The sequence below is a fragment of the Flavobacterium cupreum genome (assembly GCF_003996965.1).
Taxonomy (GTDB): Bacteria; Bacteroidota; Bacteroidia; order Flavobacteriales; family Flavobacteriaceae; genus Flavobacterium; species Flavobacterium cupreum.
Window position 1 is genome coordinate 150873 of record NZ_QWDM01000011.1, and the last position, 15799, is coordinate 166671.

The following is a 15799-nucleotide window of genomic DNA, read 5'->3' on the forward strand; positions in this document are numbered from 1 at the left end:
CAAAGGTACTATTAATTGATTGAAAGTTAAATTTTTAATTTTGATTGTTATTTTGACTTTCACTAAAAAGAAAAAAAAACACTCTAATAAAGTTTAAAAGAGTGTTTTTCTGAATTTATTTTGAAATAACTTTATTTTATAATTCGCGTTAATCCAATATTTTCCGGGGCATGAAGCACCATCGGGAATTTCTCTATTTTTACGGAACTGCTGTCTAAACCAAAAGCTCTTTCTTCAGATAAACTTAATTTTTTAATAAAGAAATAAGAGTTCATGATGATGTTTTCGTGCCATCTTAAGTCGTTGTCATTCGAAAGGAATTTCTCAGACAATACAAATTTAAAGTCTCCGATAATATTATTTTTGTTTAAAGACTCATATCGGCTGGTAATATCTACTTCGCCATTCTTTACCATATCCCTGATGACTTCACGGAACATCAGGTTTATTTTGGTTGGTTCCCTGAATCCTAAATTAAAATCGACCCTGTAAATATCGTCTTTTGCAATTTCGGTAACTTTATATTGTGTTTTGTAAGGCTCGGTTAAAATGTTAACGTGTACAAACCAGTATATATCAGCTCTTTTCGGGCGTTTTTGCAGGATAGAGTACATTACTTTCTGTTCTAATTCGTCCACACGGTTCGCATTGGTCATGTACACCAGATGCGTAGCATATTTTGGAATAGATAAGTCTTCGCTTAATTCCATCAATACTTTTTTATAGTCGTCAATTTTGACAATTTTAGTATAGTTTTTATTGATTTTCTTGGCCAGATACCAGATCGTCATAATCGAAATTAAAACAGCTGCAATGATTAAAGTTACATAACCGCCTTCGGCAAATTTAGTAACATTGGCAATCAAAAAGCTAAATTCAATTAGTAAGTAAATCGTAATTAATGGTACCATGAAAATTAACTTAATACGTTTCATGATCAGGTAATAGTTCAGCAAAATAGTGGTCATGATCATACATAACACAATTGCCAGACCATACGCATGCTCCATATTACTTGATTTTTCGAAATGAAGGACAATTCCAACACAACCGAAAAACAATAACCAGTTGATTGACGGAATATACAATTGACCTTTTACTTCGGTCGGATATTTGATTTTTACTTTCGGCCAGAAATTAAGTCGCATGGCTTCATTGATCAAAGTGAAGGACCCGCTTATTAAGGCTTGTGAAGCAATTACGGCTGCCAAAGTTGCGATAACAATTCCCACCGGCTGAAACCAGTCCGGCATAATCAGATAAAACGGATTCCCGTTTTCTCCTCCTAAAGCCTGTAGTGTCTGACCCTCATGATGGATCAAAAAAGCAGCCTGACCAAAATAATTTAATACTAAGGTAAGCTTAACAAAAATCCAGCTGATTCGGATGTTTTTTCTTCCGCAATGCCCCATGTCTGAGTACAATGCTTCTGCTCCGGTTGTACATAAAAATACCAGTCCAAGAACAAAAAAGCCTTCAGGATGTATTTGTAATAGGTGATAGGCATAATAAGGGTTAAGTGCCTTTATAACTTCAGGGTGATTTGAAATCTGAATCACTCCTAAAGTTCCTAACATGGTAAACCATATTAGCATCATCGGAGCAAAGAATTTACCGACTAATTTAGTTCCAAATTGCTGAATGGTAAAGAGAACAAATAAAATTCCAATAACAATCGGAATAGTATTGATCTGCGGGTAATAGGTTTTTATTCCTTCCACAGCCGATGAAACCGAAATTGGCGGCGTGATAATCCCATCTGCGAGCAGGGCACTACCTCCGATAATTGCCGGTACAATGAGCCACGTTATTTTGGTTTTTTTGACTAATGCATACAATGCAAAAATCCCTCCTTCACCGTGATTATCGGCGCTAAGGGTGATGAGAACGTACTTTATTGTAGTCTGTAATGTCAATGTCCAGAAAACACATGAAATGCCTCCTAAGACAATGTCAGCACTAATAATGTGTTCTCCCAGAATGGCTTTCATTACATATAAAGGAGAAGTACCAATATCTCCATAAATAATCCCTAATGTGATTAGTAAACCTCCAATAGACAACTTACTGTGTAAGTTTTTATGCGCTGCGCTCATGTATGTTTTTATAAAAGACGGTTGCAAATTTACTGTTTTAAAATAAATTAGCGTCAATTAAAATTAAAAAGATAAAAAAAAGCACAATCGTAAAATTGTGCTTTGATTTTTATTAGATATTTAAGGAACAGAATTAACCTCTTCTGTTTCCGCCTCTTGACCCTGAACCGTTTTCTCTTTGTGGCTGGCTGCCTCTTGATTCCTGGTTTACTCGTGGAGATTCAGCTCTTTGAGGTGCCTGTGCTCGTGAGCTGTTTGCTCTGTTTTCGTAACCTCCTCTGTTTTCTGAACTGGTTCTTGGAGCTTCCGTTCGTTGCACCGGGGCAGGTCTGTTAGCATTTCCCCTGTTTTCAGAATACACTCTCGAATTGTTTTCATTCGGATTTCTTCTCACTTCATTCCTTTGTGTGTTTTCAACTCTTGAAGGTGTATTTACATTTGCTGCATTATCTCTTCCGGTTGGTGTTGCACGATTGGTATTATAATTTCTGTCTGAATTTGGTCTGGTCGCTGAGACGTTTCTATTGTCAGTGTTTCTGTTATCAGTGTTTCTGTTATCGGTACCAGTTGTTCTTCCGGAGTTGTATCTGTTGGTATTGTTAACATTCTGGTTTCTGCTGGATTCTCTGGTTGCCACACGTCTCTGATCTAATTCGTACCTGTTGTTGGTATTGGCATGTCTTTGAGAAAAACTATAATTGGGACGTCTTGTTTCATATCCGTAAGAACGTCTTGTCTGATACAACGCCGGAGCCCTGTAACTTCTTCTTGTATTTACATAATTGTAATGGTTGTTTACGTTGATACAAACATTGATATTTCTTCTGTATCTGTAAATAGGGTAAGGTCTCCACGCGGTATAATAAGTCGGATAGTAGTTCCAGCCCCATGTAGAATAATAAGGTCTGTAATTAGTGATCCAAAATGACGTGTAAATTACCGGAGCTACATTGTAAACGGGCTCATAAATGTAATTATCCCCATACAAATAAGAGTTTCCTACCACCTGAACAACTACTTTATTGGAGTTGTCTCTTTCGATATCAATAGTAGCGATATCCTGATAAACATCACGATCCAGTACGGCTTGTATGATAACAACGTGGGTCCTGTCTTCTACAGATTCGATTACGCGCAGGTAGTCCACTTCTTCATCATCATTTAAGTCAAGGTTAGAGATTTGATATTTAGGGTCATTCAGGCGTCTTTCGAAATCCTGAAGATTGGCCGATTCTCCAAATATTGAGGCAACAGCCCTTAGGTCTAAATTGTCGCTTATGTCTGAATTTTTTGCATAAACAGTAGTTTGGCTTTGCGCCTCAACTGTAGTAAAACCTATGGCTAGTAATGCTATAAAAAGTAGTTTCGATTTCATGACAAATCATATTAAGATTAATATGGGGAGGTATCCAATTACTGTGCCAGAAAAAAAAACAAAACATATTTTATATGTTATAATTAATTGTATTTTAGCAAGAAAAAAAAGTGATTAATATGAAAAAAGTAATTTTATTTTTGGGTGCTTTTGTTTTATTTATGTCTTTTAAAACATTGAATAATAATGAAAAAGATGTCGTAAACACTGACTTCACCTCAGTACAAATAGAAACTTTATTTCAGGATAAAATTAGTATCAGAGCCATTTCAATAGACAAAGATAAGGTATGGTACGGAGGGGATAATTCCCGTTTTGGATGGTATGATTTAGGGACAAAAGAAAAATTTGAAGATCATATTTATCGTGATACTTTAAAATTGGAATTCAGAAGTATTGCCCAGACTTCCAAAAATATTTTTTTATTAAGTGTTGCCAATCCTGCCTTATTGTATCAGGTGTCGAAAAAGACCCAAAAAGTAAAATTAGTTTACAAAGAAGTCAATTCGAAAGTATTTTACGACAGCATGCAATTCTGGAACGATAAAGAAGGTATTGCAATCGGAGATCCTACAGAAGATACTTTTTCGATTATTGTTACCCGCGACGGAGGGGAAACCTGGACAAAATTATTATCCGATAAATTGCCTACAAATGCCAAAGGCGAAGCCGCTTTTGCAGCCAGTAATTCAAATATAGTCATTAAAGGAAACGATACCTGGCTGGTTTCGGGAGGAAAAAAGGCACGCGTTTTTTATTCTCCGGATAAAGCAAAAACATGGAAAGTTATGGATACGCCTATAGTTCAGGGGAAAACCATGACGGGTATTTTTACAGCTGATTTTTACGATTCCAAACATGGGTTTATTGCCGGTGGAGACTATGAACTTCCCGAGCATAAGAAAGATAATAAGGCATTTACTAAAGATGGCGGAAAAACCTGGGAGCTAATAGGCCAGGATCAGGGTTTTGGCTATGCTTCCTGTATACAATATGTGCCAGGAGGAAATGCTAAAGAACTGGTTTGTGTTGGTGCAGGAGGTATTCAGTATTCTGCAGATGGAGGTGTTTCCTGGAAAGAATTGTCAAATGACAGTAAATTCTTTACCATTCGTTTTATCAATAAAAATACGGCAATTGCAGCAGGTTATAATAAGTTAGCCAGATTGCATTTCAATTAAAATAATAAGAACCCTAAATAATAAAGTAAGTATTATTATATAGGGTCCTTATCGCTGTTGTTTCTTGTGCTATTAGTTTTTAGCCGCTTTATCCCGATATTGTTTTAGTAATTTTCGGTTAAAATCATCTTCTGATTTTTTAAGCTTCAGTATTTTTTTTGCTGAAAGTACTTTCTTAAGATTCGTCATGTATTTTTCACGTAAAAGATATAATTCTTTATCTGTGCTTTCAATCTGTGAAAGTAATGCTGCCGCTTCTTTTTCTGAAAGTGAATTGATATTGTCATCATCCAGTTTGCGTAAATACGTTTTCATCTTGTCGTGGCGCAATTCAAATTGCTTGTCGTCAAACGCATTATAAATAGGCCAGAATCTCTCCGCTTCTGTAGACGTGAGTTCAAGTTCTGTTGTTAAAAAAGAGACTTTGTAAGCTTTGATTTTTTCGCGTTTCTCATCTGTTTTATCACTTTGTGCATAAAAGGAAAAACTAACTAAAAACAGAAGTAGCGGAAATATATTTTTGATTTTCATATTTTTAAGTTTTTGTTTTATTCTGAAATTAGATTTTCAATATTTGGATTGGAAGATAAAATGTCTTCCAGTGTTTCCTGTTCAAGTGCCACATTTTTATTAAGCGACTCAATATCTTTGGTGTCAAGCTGGTTGATTAAATCATACTGATTCAGATTAGACTGATACGCTAAATATGTTTCTAAGGTGTTTTCGTCCAGTTCTTTTGAGGTGTTGTTATAGTTGTTTACGATCGGAATCATCAGGGCAATAACAATCACGGCCGCAGCAAGCATGGTAAGGACCTTTTTGCGTTTGTAAAAAGGGATCACTTTTACTTCTCTTTCATTAATTTGCTGTAAAACTTTCTCCGAAAGAGTATTAAAATAATTTTCAGGCGTTTTGAATCCTGTCGTTATCTTCGGTTCGTTTTCTAATTTAAATGCTTTCATAATGTCTATAAGATATGTTTTATAACAAAAGGTTTAATTTGACGTAACATATAATTCAATTTTTTTTACGGCATGATGGTAAGATGCTTTCAGTGCACCGACGGAAGTTCCCAGGATTTCTGCGATTTCTTCATATTTTAATTCCTCAAAATATTTCATCTTAAAGACCAGTTGCTGTTTTTCGGGCAATGTTACTATCGCTTTCTGGAGTTTCAATTGTATTTCATCTCCGTCAAAATAAACATCGGCTCTTAAATTTTCGATCGTTTTATTTTGCAAAGCCTCAGAGGTTAGACCGCTTAGTTTTGCTTTCTGGTTCAGGAAAGTCAAAGCTTCATTGGTTGCAATACGATACATCCAGGAAAAAAGCTTGCTTTCTCCCTTGAAATTCTTTAAATATTGAAAAATTTTTACAAAAGTATTCTGCAGCACATCGTCGGCATCATCATGATTCAGAACAATGTTTCGAATATGAGCATACAACGGCCTTTGATAATCGGACAAGAGTTTTTGAAACGCTGTGTTCTGCGTTTGTGGATTTAATAATTGTGCTATAAATTCCTTCTCGTTTGTCAAACTTGTTGATTTATCTGGTTAGAATGAATTTAAAACAAAAGGTTTAATCGGATTTTATCCTTTTTTAGAATTCTGATTCTTCCTGTTCAGCCGGAGGTGTTGTTGGCGGCGGAGAAGCAGGTTTTTTAGGTTTTACAGTCGTATTCGGTTTTACAGTAGCAGGAGTAGTTGTGGCTCCTTCTGTTTGCGGTGTGGAAACCGGGACAGTCGCAGCCGGAACTACCTTAGGTTGTACCGGAAAATAGATTTCAGTCAGTAACTTAGACTGACTTTTTGTATCCAGTTTGCTAACGGTTAAGATCTCAAGATGAGACCAGCTTAAATCCGGAACGATTTTTTCGTTGTTTATAAAAGCCCTTGTTTTTGCAATTGCTTCATTTGTATGTGAATAATCACCGGTTAAGGTTGTTTTTACCGCTTCAAAACCATTTAGTTTTCCGGATAAAATATCACTTCCGGCGCTTATTGAAATATCTTTATTTATCGGCAGGCAAATCGAGATTTTAGCCAAGCCGGTTGCTGTATTGTAAGTGTGGTAAATGATAAATGGCTTTCCGTTCGTGCTTAGCCCATTTGTCTCACTAAAGTGCAGCAGTTTCGGAATTACAACTCTGGCGTTTTTGTTTACTTTTTCAATTTCACTCGTAAAAGTCTGTTTAATATACGGTGTCTCTGTTTTCTTTACAACACCATTGACTTTAATTGCATAAGTTTTAGTTTCGTAATTCAGGTTTTTATCAATATTTACAAGACTTTTTTCATAAACAGTTCCGATCACATTATCAGACCCGCCATTTAGTGCGGTATAAATTTTAAACATAAAGCTCATGGTTCCTTTGGCTTTCCAGGTCACTTTTGTTTTACCGGCCAGCGTGTCTTTGAAAGTCCAGTTGACATCTGCTTCGGTTCCGTTAAAAGTCATTTTTTGATGAATTTTTTCTCCTTCTTTTGTTTTTAGGGTAACCGAACTCCCTGTTCCTTCAGTGCCTTCCCAGGAAAACGAGGCTCCGTTTCCGATGGTATTTGCAGGAAATGACATTTTTATCGTTGGATCTTCCACGGACCATGATTCAAAATCCTGGAAATTTCTAAAATCATTTACATAATTATAGACCGTATTTCGGGGTGAATTGATTACTTTACTTCTTTCTATTGAAAAATCTCCTTTTTGAGTAGCTACAAAAACTGTAAGGGCAACTAGGCTTAGTAACGCTAAAAGAAACAGATATTTTAAAATCTTCATTGGGTAGGTTGTTTGGTGTCGTAAAGTTATAAATTTTATTACTAGTCCTGCGGGCCGCATAAAATTTAAATAACACTTTTTGCTTCTATTCGGATCAAATCAGGTTTAAATACAACAATTTGAAAATAATAAGCGAAAATCTCCGGGGTTTATTTTTGATTTCTAAATATAAGGAAAAAATTGATAATTACCTTTTTAAAAATATTTTGATGACAAATAATATGGCAATAAAAAGAAGGAAACCAATCAGTACTTTGTAATTTCCTTTATAGAAAATTCTGTGTAATGCCAGATCTTTTCGATAAGCAAATACCATTACGATTACAAATGCAATAAAAAAACAGAGCGCGAATATTAATTGTCCTTGACTAAACATAGTTGAAATTATTTTTGACAAATTTAGAGAATTGTATAGGAATAGTTACTAATTTGGTAGTTCAATTAATTAAATAAAATCATGAAAAAGCAAATAGATGCAGTTAAGGAATTCCACACTGCTTTTAAGATAGGGCACAGCGAAACACCGATTGCAGATTTAGGCGAGACCAAAAAATACCTTCGCTATAATCTGATGAAAGAAGAAAATGAGGAATATCTTGATGCGGTTCAGAAAAATGATTTAGTTGAAATCGCTGATGCACTGGGAGATATGATGTATATTCTGTGCGGCACTATTATCGAGCACGGTTTGCAGGATAAAATCGAAGCTGTTTTTGATGAGATTCAGCGCAGTAATATGAGCAAGCTTGGCGAAGATGGAAAACCTATTTACAGGGAAGATGGAAAAGTTATGAAAGGCCCGAATTATTTTAAACCGGATTTTTCGAAACTGTTATAAAAAATCCTTAGTAGTTTAAAATTTATTAGTGATTTTAACTTAATCGTAGTTATTTCTTAGTAATACTGTATTTGTAAATTTTTTATTTATATTTGAATGAATAGTCTTATTTTTTTTGCAAAATGTAAATTAAGAATTTTATCGAATTTAATATTATTTATAAAAAAAAACAGTTATGCCTGTCTTGTCAGAATATTCAAATGTACATAATACTGCTTTTAACATTTTAGTAAAAAAAGGCTATCGAATATGGATAGAGAAAGATGTTATGGGGGATTTGTATTGGGCAGAAAAAGATGGTTGGGATTTCTTAGCAGATAGCCCATGTGCACTTTTAGGATTAATAGCGATCTATGAATTTAAAAATCCTGAAAAGTATCATGAATATTGGTGGAAGGATGATACACTGGAATTAGCTGAAAAAGTGATTCAGGTTGCACCTAATTATGTCTCAGTAATAGAGAAAGAGTTATAGTATTTATAGAAAGTGAAGGCGTTTTTTTGATAAATAATTATTTTTTCTTAAAATAGGAAAGGGCTATAAAGGCTGAATTATAAATTATTTAATTACTACTATAATTATAACAAAACCCGACAGATTTTAAAATTTGTCGGGTTTTTTATATTTAAGTGGTTATTTGCTTATTGCACTTTTACCGTCCATCCAAAAGTATCTTCGGAAAGCTTGTTTTGAAGACTTGTTAGCTTTTCTTTTAAAAGGGAAGCATAAGAGTTTTCAATTGGTGTCATTTCGTAGTATACATCCTGATAAGAGAATCCTTTAATAACACTGATAACAGCAGCGGTTCCGGCTCCGAAAATTTCTTTCAGTGATCCGTTTTTCGCAGCTTCTACCAGTTCTGAAACAATCACAGGACGAACGTCTACATTCAATCCTTCTTTTTCAGCCATAGCGATTAAACTTTTTCTGGTGATACCGTCCAAAATTCTTTCGCTGGTCGGAGCAGTCAGTAAAGTATCGTTTATTCTGAAGAAAACGTTCATTGTTCCTGCTTCTTCCAGTTTTGTGTGCGTGGCATCATCGGTCCAGATTACTTGTTGAAATCCGTCTTTGTTGGCAAGATTGGTTGGGTAAAACTGAGCAGCATAGTTTCCGGCAGCTTTTGCAGCCCCGATTCCGCCATTGGCAGCTCTGCTGTAATGTTCCGCTATAATAACTTTTACTTCACCGGCATAATACGATTGTGCAGGAGAAAGTAAAATCATAAATTTATATTCATCAGAAGGGTTTGCTACCACACCGGCACCGGTTGCAATCATAAAAGGACGAATGTACATACTGCTTCCGTTTCCTCTCTTAATCCATTCCTGGTCTAATTTCAGCAATTCATTCAAACCTTCCATAAAAACATCTTCCGGCACTTCAGGCATAGCCATACGTACAGCAGAATTGTTGAAACGCTTGAAGTTTTCGTCAGGTCTGAACAACCAGACATCATTGTTTTCATCTTTATAAGCTTTCATACCTTCGAAAATCGCCTGTCCGTAATGGAAGACTTTTGAAGAAGGATCCATCAAAATTGGAGCATAAGGCTTAATGACAGGAGTCTGCCACTGGCCATTTTTAAAATCACATTCAAATAAATGGTCTGTAAAAACAGAGCCAAAGCTTAGGTTTTCAAAGTCAACTGCGCTTATTTTTGACGAAGTAGCTTTTCTGATTTCAATTTTGCTTGTTTGAGTTGTACTCATAATAATGTAAAGGTTTTATAGAATTTTCATTTCGATAGAAAAACTAAAGTAATGATCTGGTGTAAAATAGTTTTTAACAAATGCAAAATTAAGTAAAAATATATAATTTACTTACTAAAACTGCATTAATTACCTCGTTTGACTGAGATTTATTTATCTTATAACAAACTCAAATAATTGGCATAGTTTTATAAAGAATTTATGAAAAAACCATCGATTTTTAAGGCTTTACGCATTTGTTTTGACTAAATTTGACTCCTAAATCAACTTGAAAACCAGCAAAATCGCATCGTAAATTCTTAAAAAGGTGAAAAGAGAAATAATTAAAACGCTAGACGGCTCAACCACAATTCATTTGAAGGAATGGGATGAATGTTACCACTCTAAGCACGGGGCCATTCAGGAAGCAAAACATGTATTTATTAAAAACGGACTTTCCTTATTTGAGCATAATCCGGTTACTATTATGGAAATAGGTTTTGGTACCGGACTGAACGCTTTTATTACTTTTCTGGAAGGCATTCAAAAACAGCAAAAAATAAATTATGTTGGAGTAGAAGCCTATCCGGTGGATGCAAGTGAGGTTCTGGAAATGAATTATGTCTCTGAATTACAGGCCGATGCTTTTATAGATGTCTTTGCAAAAATGCATGAAAGTGAATGGAATAAGGAGATCAGCATCAGTTCGGATTTTTCGTTAACCAAAAGGAAACAATTTTTTGATGAAATAAACGATTTTGAAATTTTTGATTTGATTTACTTTGACGCCTTCGGATACAGGGTACAGCCTGAACTGTGGAGCACCGAAATTTTTCAGAAAATGTACGATAGTTTAAAGCCTGATGGTGTTTTGGTTACTTACGCTGCAAGAGGAGTTGTTAAAAGAAGTATGATTGCTGTTGGATTTACGGTAGAAAAATTAGCTGGTCCCCCGGGGAAAAGAGAAATGTTCCGTGCCTTTAAAAAGGTCTGAGCGAGTTGTTTATAATCATTCTAAATTGATTTATACATATTAAGAAAACGTATTCGTTACTAAAGTTTTTAAAATAATAAGTTAAAATCAGTGTTTATATATCATATTTGTTTAAATTTGCTCAAGTTTAAAAATAGAGATAACCCCAACAATCTTATTTTATTATGTCAAAAATGATGTTTGATTACACGAAATCAATACTTGAAAGAGTGAGTTTCGATCCGATACTTTTCTGCAAAGAGTTAGAAAAAGCTATCAAAACACTGTTACCTTACGAAATGGAACAATTACAGGAATGGTTATTAAATTTCATTATTGAAAAGCCAGAATTAAAACAAAGTTTACTACTCATCAAAGTATAAAAAAAGGAGCCAATTGGCTCCTTTTTTATTTTTATTTCTTTTGTAGCGGACTAATGATTTGAACATTCTGAAAAACAATGGCTCCTTTTACAACTCCGGCGATTGTGGATCTTAACGCGTCAATGATTTGCATTTTTAATTCGCTTTTCGGGTAAATTAAACTTACCTCGCGGGCCGGTTTTGGTTCCTTGAAGTTACGCAGTTTCAGTTTATCGGAATCTTTTAAGTCTAAGGTGTGCAAGTACGGAAGTAACGTTGTACCAAGGCCTTCGTCTGCTAATTTTATAAGGGTTTCAAAACTTCCGCTTTGAATCTGAAAATTATTCTGGTCGCTGTCAGAACCATTTTTGCATAAATTCAAAATTCCGTCCCTAAAACAGTGTCCGTCCTGTAAAAGAAGTATTTCATTCAGGTTTAAATCGGAAACTTCAATTTCTGTTTTTTCAAAAATGGCGTGATGCTCCGGTATGTAAGCCACGAACGGCTCGAAATACAAAACGATCTCTTTGATCTTTTCGTCTTCCAGCGGAGTTGCGGCGATTGCAGCATCCAAATGGCCATTTTTTAATTTTGTAATGATTTCATCTGTGTTTAACTCTTCAATCAGTAGTTTTACTTTTGGATATTTCTTAATGAAATTATTTAAAAACATGGGTAAAAGTGTCGGCATGATGGTGGGAATAATTCCCAGACGAAATTCCCCGCCAATAAAACCCTTTTGCTGTTCTACAATATCTTTAATCCTGTCGGCTTCGTTTACAATATTTTTGGCCTGATTGACAATCTTTTGTCCAATATCGGTAAGCTGTATCGGTTTTTTAGTCCTGTCAAAAATCAGGATTTTAAGTTCTTCTTCAATTTTCTGAATTTGCATACTTAATGTAGGCTGGGTTACAAAACATTTTTCTGCGGCAAGGGTGAAATTTTTATGTTCGGCAACAGCTAACACATATTGTAATTGAGTTATCGTCATGTTGATAGTATTTTTTGATGCAAAAATAAGAAAATATAATTTTTATTGATATAAAATTTAAGGAACTTACTATAGGTTTGTAGTAAATTATTGTAAAAAACAAGATTATGAAAACAAATATTTTAGGATTACCGGTAAAAGAGTCAGAAGCAATAGTAAAAGAATTAAATATATTATTGTCCAATTTTCAGGTCTATTATCAAACTTAAGAGGAATTCACTGGAACATCAGAGGGAAACGTTTCTTTGATCTTCATGTGAAATTCGAAGAATTGTACACAGACGCGCAGTTAAAAATTGATATGATAGCCGAAAGAGTTTTAACTATTGGCGGAACCCCGCTTCATACTTTTGAAGATTATATCAAAAATAACAAATTGGCAATAGGAAAAAATATCTCCAATGATGAAAAAGCGGTGCAGTTAATCGTACATTCTTTATCTGACTTACTAAAAATCGAGAGAGAAATCCTGAACAAATCAGGTGAAATTAATGATGAGGGAACAAATTCTATGATGAGTGATTTCATTGCGGAGCAGGAAAAGACCATCTGGATGATGAATGCCTGGTTAGAAGAGACGTTGTAAAATTCTCATTATAAATAAGTTGAAATCAGAATGATGAAATTTTGTCATTCTGATTTTTTATGAATGTTAAATTTGTATAAATTTTTTGCCTTCAGGCTTTGATTTTATTCGTTTAACGCTATTTTTGCCTCAATGAAATTAATCGCTCGCATATTACTATTCATATTTATTGCTTTTTTGTCAACCCCAACTATTGTTACGGTAATAAAAAAAAGCAGTAATACAGCTATAGCCTTCAGTTTTTCTGAAGAAGAGCAAGCGCATAAAGAACTCAAAGCAGCAGTTTATGCAGCTATATTTCAGCATGAACTGGTTACGCCGGTTTTTAACGAGTCTAAAATCATATTATCTGGCAATATTGTAAAATTAGATAATATCTCCCCAAGCATTTTTGCTCCTCCTCCCAACTTGGCATAATACTTCCGATTATTTTAAACCAACTGTATTTATCGTAAATGCAGCAGATCTTTAATGTATCCATTTTTAGTATTGTATTATGACAAAAAAAATTAATCTTTTTGCCAACCTTAAATCTGATTTTGCTTCAGGTTTAGTGGTTTTCCTGGTTGCTCTTCCATTGTGTTTAGGTATTGCAATGGCTTCAGGAGCTCCGTTATTTTCCGGAATTATCGCAGGTGTCATTGGTGGTATAGTAGTAGGCTATTTAAGCCAGTCCCACATTAGTGTATCAGGACCGGCAGCTGGTCTGACAGCTATTATTTTAACCGCTATTACTGATTTTGGCGCTTTCGATGTGTTTTTACTGTCTGTTTTTATTGCTGGATTAATTCAGTTAGCATTAGGATTTTTAAAAGCCGGAAGTATTTCAAATTATTTTCCAACCAATGTTATCGAAGGGATGCTGGCAGGTATCGGAATCATTATCATCTTAAAACAATTGCCACACGCTTTTGGTTACGATGCCGATTTTGAAGGGGATCAGGCTTTTATTCAAAACGACGGAAGTAATACTTTTTCGTTTCTGTTTGATCTGTTAAACCACATTCAGTTAGGCGCAGTGGTGATCTCCCTGGTTTCTTTGGTCATACTAATTTCATGGGATAAGATTTCGTTCCTGAAAAACTTAAAATTAGTTCCGGGCGCACTTATCGCTGTTATTGCCGGAGTAGTTCTTAACGAGATTTTTGTTTCTTCAGGAAGCTCGCTGGCAATTGCCAAAGAACATTTGGTTTCTTTGCCGGTTCCAAAATCTTTTGATGAATTTAAATCTATTTTGATTATGCCCAACTTTGCTGCGGTAACGAATCCGCAGGTGTGGATTGTCGCTGTTACTATTGCTATTGTGGCTTCTATCGAAACCCTATTATGTATTGAAGCTGCTGACAGAATGGATGTTCAGAAACGTTACACCAATACCAATGTGGAACTTAGAGCTCAGGGAATTGGTAATATTTTAAGTTCACTTTTAGGTGGTCTGCCAATGACTTCAGTGGTGGTTCGATCTTCTGCAAATAACAATGCAGGAGCAAAATCTAAGATGTCGGCCATCATCCACGGGGTGCTTTTACTAATCAGCGTTTTGTCTATACCGACAATTTTGAATAAAATTCCACTGGCAACTTTAGCCACTGTGTTGATTTTGGTTGGGTATAAATTAGCAAAACCGGCAACGTTCCTGCATTTCTGGGAAAAAGGAAAATATCAGTTTGTTCCATTTATTGCCACTTTAGTTTTTGTAGTCGCTACAGATTTATTGAAAGGTGTTGCTTTGGGAATCATCATCAGTATTATTTTCGTATTGAGAGGTAACCTTAAAAGAGCGTACAGTTTCAAAAAAGAAGAATACGAAGACGGAGATGTTATTCATATCGACTTAGCACAAGAAGTTTCATTTTTGAATAAAGCGGCTATTAAGTTGACATTGAGTGAAATTCCGGAAAATTCTAAAGTAATCATTAATGCACACGATACGGAGTATATTGCACATGATGTTCTGGATTTGATTCGTGAGTTTAAGGAAACCCGCGCTGTGGATGAAAATATCAAAGTAAAACTAAAAGGCTTCAAGAAAGCCTATCAGTTGGAAAATTCACCGGATATTAATAACCACGTGTCGATCGAACATTATTATGATGTTGCCAAGAGAGCATTGGTTAAAAAAGAAGTGATAAAAGAAGATTTTAAAAATTAAACATATAAAGGTATTTCTAAAGGGAGTATGTAGCAATAATAGGGTAACTTTACAGTAAAGTTATTTTGAAATGTTAATCATTTAGAAATACCGTTCAAAAAAATAAAAAAATAATGAGAGAGTTTTATAACAAATTATTAGAAAATAATAAAGAGTGGGTTGAAAAATCATTGGCTTTAGATCCTAATTATTTTGCAGATTTAGCCAAAGGCCAAACTCCGCCATTGTTATGGATCGGATGTTCGGACAGCCGTGTTCCTGCAAATGAAATTATTGGTGCTAAACCAGGTGAAGTTTTTGTACACAGAAACATCGCTAACATGGTAGTGCACTCTGATATGAATATGCTGAGTGTTTTAGATTATGCGGTAAACGTACTAAAAGTAAAACATGTTATTGTTTGCGGACATTACGGGTGTGGTGGTGTAAAAGCGGCAATGGGTAACCAGTCTGTTGGAATTATTGATAACTGGATTCGTCATATTAAGGATGAATACCGTTTGCACGACAAATACCTAAATTCAATTGAAGACGAGACAGAGCGTTTTAATGCTTTTGTTGAAATTAATGCTAAAGAACAGGTTTACAACTTGGCAAAAACCTCGATTGTACAGGGAGCGTGGAAAAATGGTCAGGAACTAATGCTTCACGGATGGGTTTACGGTTTAAATTCAGGTTTTGTAACCGATTTGGATGTAAATATAAGTTCGAATGAAGAACTTGATGCAGTTTACCAATTGGATCTTTAAAATATAAATAAAAAAAATCG

General features: G+C 34.9%; 16 protein-coding genes and 1 pseudogene. 9 read left to right on the forward strand and 8 right to left on the reverse strand.

What is annotated here, in order from left to right; all coding sequences use genetic code 11:
* Positions 1-131: 131 nt before the first annotated feature.
* Together D0817_RS17070 and D0817_RS17075 are read right to left on the reverse strand one after the other, a co-directional pair.
* Positions 132-2096 (reverse strand): KUP/HAK/KT family potassium transporter, encoded by a 1965-nt coding sequence (locus tag D0817_RS17070; RefSeq protein ID WP_127339584.1) that lies wholly within the window; start codon positions 2094-2096, stop codon positions 132-134.
* A 133-nt stretch (positions 2097-2229) separates the two neighbouring features.
* Positions 2230-3471 carry a hypothetical protein gene (locus D0817_RS17075; RefSeq protein ID WP_127339585.1) on the reverse strand — a complete coding sequence of 414 codons (1242 nt, stop codon included), beginning with the start codon at positions 3469-3471 and terminating at the stop codon, positions 2230-2232.
* A gap of 119 nt (positions 3472-3590) precedes the next feature.
* Between D0817_RS17075 and D0817_RS17080 the strand changes: the two genes are divergently transcribed.
* Positions 3591-4652, forward strand: coding sequence for a WD40/YVTN/BNR-like repeat-containing protein (locus D0817_RS17080; RefSeq protein WP_127339586.1), 1062 nt, complete (start codon positions 3591-3593; stop codon positions 4650-4652).
* Positions 4653-4724: 72 nt separating this feature from the next.
* On the opposite strand, the gene D0817_RS17085 is transcribed toward D0817_RS17080, so the two are convergent.
* The 4 genes from D0817_RS17085 to D0817_RS17100 form a co-directional block, all read right to left on the reverse strand.
* Positions 4725-5183, reverse strand: coding sequence for a sensor of ECF-type sigma factor (locus D0817_RS17085; protein ID WP_127339587.1), 459 nt, complete (start codon positions 5181-5183; stop codon positions 4725-4727).
* A gap of 17 nt (positions 5184-5200) precedes the next feature.
* Positions 5201-5614, reverse strand: coding sequence for a hypothetical protein (locus D0817_RS17090; RefSeq protein WP_127339588.1), 414 nt, complete (start codon positions 5612-5614; stop codon positions 5201-5203).
* Positions 5615-5647: 33 nt separating this feature from the next.
* Complete coding sequence (locus tag D0817_RS17095) at positions 5648-6190, reverse strand: RNA polymerase sigma factor (RefSeq protein WP_127339589.1); 543 nt, start codon at positions 6188-6190, stop codon at positions 5648-5650.
* Positions 6191-6254: 64 nt separating this feature from the next.
* The gene (locus D0817_RS17100; RefSeq protein WP_127339590.1) at positions 6255-7433 is read right to left on the reverse strand and encodes an SRPBCC family protein; all 1179 of its coding nucleotides are present in this window, start codon (positions 7431-7433) and stop codon (positions 6255-6257) included.
* Positions 7434-7890: 457 nt separating this feature from the next.
* Between D0817_RS17100 and D0817_RS17110 the strand changes: the two genes are divergently transcribed.
* Positions 7891-8271 carry a pyrophosphohydrolase domain-containing protein gene (locus D0817_RS17110; RefSeq protein WP_127339592.1) on the forward strand — a complete coding sequence of 127 codons (381 nt, stop codon included), beginning with the start codon at positions 7891-7893 and terminating at the stop codon, positions 8269-8271.
* A gap of 175 nt (positions 8272-8446) precedes the next feature.
* Positions 8447-8746 carry a hypothetical protein gene (locus D0817_RS17115; RefSeq protein ID WP_127339593.1) on the forward strand — a complete coding sequence of 100 codons (300 nt, stop codon included), beginning with the start codon at positions 8447-8449 and terminating at the stop codon, positions 8744-8746.
* A gap of 167 nt (positions 8747-8913) precedes the next feature.
* Here the strand turns inward: D0817_RS17115 and D0817_RS17120 are convergent, their stop codons facing one another.
* On the reverse strand, positions 8914-9984 hold the full coding sequence (locus D0817_RS17120) for a branched-chain amino acid aminotransferase (RefSeq protein ID WP_127339594.1): 1071 nt from the start codon (positions 9982-9984) through the stop codon (positions 8914-8916).
* A gap of 307 nt (positions 9985-10291) precedes the next feature.
* Between D0817_RS17120 and mnmC2 the strand changes: the two genes are divergently transcribed.
* Both mnmC2 and D0817_RS17130 read left to right on the forward strand, forming a co-directional pair.
* Positions 10292-10957 (forward strand): tRNA (5-methylaminomethyl-2-thiouridine)(34)-methyltransferase MnmC2, encoded by a 666-nt coding sequence (mnmC2, locus tag D0817_RS17125; protein WP_127339595.1) that lies wholly within the window; start codon positions 10292-10294, stop codon positions 10955-10957.
* Positions 10958-11121: 164 nt separating this feature from the next.
* Positions 11122-11319, forward strand: a complete 198-nt coding sequence (locus tag D0817_RS17130; RefSeq protein ID WP_017496117.1) for a hypothetical protein — start codon at positions 11122-11124, stop codon at positions 11317-11319.
* 31 nt (positions 11320-11350) lie between these two features.
* Here the strand turns inward: D0817_RS17130 and D0817_RS17135 are convergent, their stop codons facing one another.
* Entirely contained in the window at positions 11351-12292 is a 942-nt protein-coding gene (locus D0817_RS17135; RefSeq protein ID WP_127339596.1) for a LysR substrate-binding domain-containing protein, read from the reverse strand.
* A 107-nt stretch (positions 12293-12399) separates the two neighbouring features.
* On the opposite strand from D0817_RS17135, the pseudogene D0817_RS17140 reads away from it, so the two are divergent.
* The 4 genes and pseudogenes from D0817_RS17140 (at position 12400) to can (ending at position 15779) form a co-directional block, all read left to right on the forward strand.
* A pseudogene (locus D0817_RS17140) lies at positions 12400-12878 on the forward strand (Dps family protein).
* A gap of 132 nt (positions 12879-13010) precedes the next feature.
* Positions 13011-13295: a hypothetical protein gene (locus tag D0817_RS17145; RefSeq protein WP_127339597.1), complete on the forward strand. Its 285-nt coding sequence runs from the start codon at positions 13011-13013 to the stop codon at positions 13293-13295.
* Positions 13296-13374: 79 nt separating this feature from the next.
* A complete protein-coding gene (locus tag D0817_RS17150; RefSeq protein ID WP_127339598.1) occupies positions 13375-15030 on the forward strand; it encodes a SulP family inorganic anion transporter in 1656 nt (551 codons plus the stop codon).
* Positions 15031-15143: 113 nt separating this feature from the next.
* Positions 15144-15779: a carbonate dehydratase gene (gene can / locus D0817_RS17155; RefSeq protein ID WP_127339599.1), complete on the forward strand. Its 636-nt coding sequence runs from the start codon at positions 15144-15146 to the stop codon at positions 15777-15779.
* Positions 15780-15799 lie beyond the last annotated feature (20 nt).

Bases quoted from the DNA above. Each gene is read 5' to 3' on its own strand.
- D0817_RS17070 (WP_127339584.1), bottom strand. From the start codon at position 2,096: ATGAGCGCAGCGCATAAAAACTTACACAGTAAGTTGTCTATTGGAGGT.
- D0817_RS17075 (WP_127339585.1), bottom strand. From the start codon at position 3,471: ATGAAATCGAAACTACTTTTTATAGCATTACTAGCCATAGGTTTTACT.
- D0817_RS17080 (WP_127339586.1), top strand. From the start codon at position 3,591: ATGAAAAAAGTAATTTTATTTTTGGGTGCTTTTGTTTTATTTATGTCT.
- D0817_RS17085 (WP_127339587.1), bottom strand. From the start codon at position 5,183: ATGAAAATCAAAAATATATTTCCGCTACTTCTGTTTTTAGTTAGTTTT.
- D0817_RS17090 (WP_127339588.1), bottom strand. From the start codon at position 5,614: ATGAAAGCATTTAAATTAGAAAACGAACCGAAGATAACGACAGGATTC.
- D0817_RS17100 (WP_127339590.1), bottom strand. From the start codon at position 7,433: ATGAAGATTTTAAAATATCTGTTTCTTTTAGCGTTACTAAGCCTAGTT.
- D0817_RS17110 (WP_127339592.1), top strand. From the start codon at position 7,891: ATGAAAAAGCAAATAGATGCAGTTAAGGAATTCCACACTGCTTTTAAG.
- D0817_RS17115 (WP_127339593.1), top strand. From the start codon at position 8,447: ATGCCTGTCTTGTCAGAATATTCAAATGTACATAATACTGCTTTTAAC.
- D0817_RS17120 (WP_127339594.1), bottom strand. From the start codon at position 9,984: ATGAGTACAACTCAAACAAGCAAAATTGAAATCAGAAAAGCTACTTCG.
- D0817_RS17130 (WP_017496117.1), top strand. From the start codon at position 11,122: ATGTCAAAAATGATGTTTGATTACACGAAATCAATACTTGAAAGAGTG.
- D0817_RS17135 (WP_127339596.1), bottom strand. From the start codon at position 12,292: ATGACGATAACTCAATTACAATATGTGTTAGCTGTTGCCGAACATAAA.
- D0817_RS17145 (WP_127339597.1), top strand. From the start codon at position 13,011: ATGAAATTAATCGCTCGCATATTACTATTCATATTTATTGCTTTTTTG.
- D0817_RS17150 (WP_127339598.1), top strand. From the start codon at position 13,375: ATGACAAAAAAAATTAATCTTTTTGCCAACCTTAAATCTGATTTTGCT.
- can (WP_127339599.1), top strand. From the start codon at position 15,144: ATGAGAGAGTTTTATAACAAATTATTAGAAAATAATAAAGAGTGGGTT.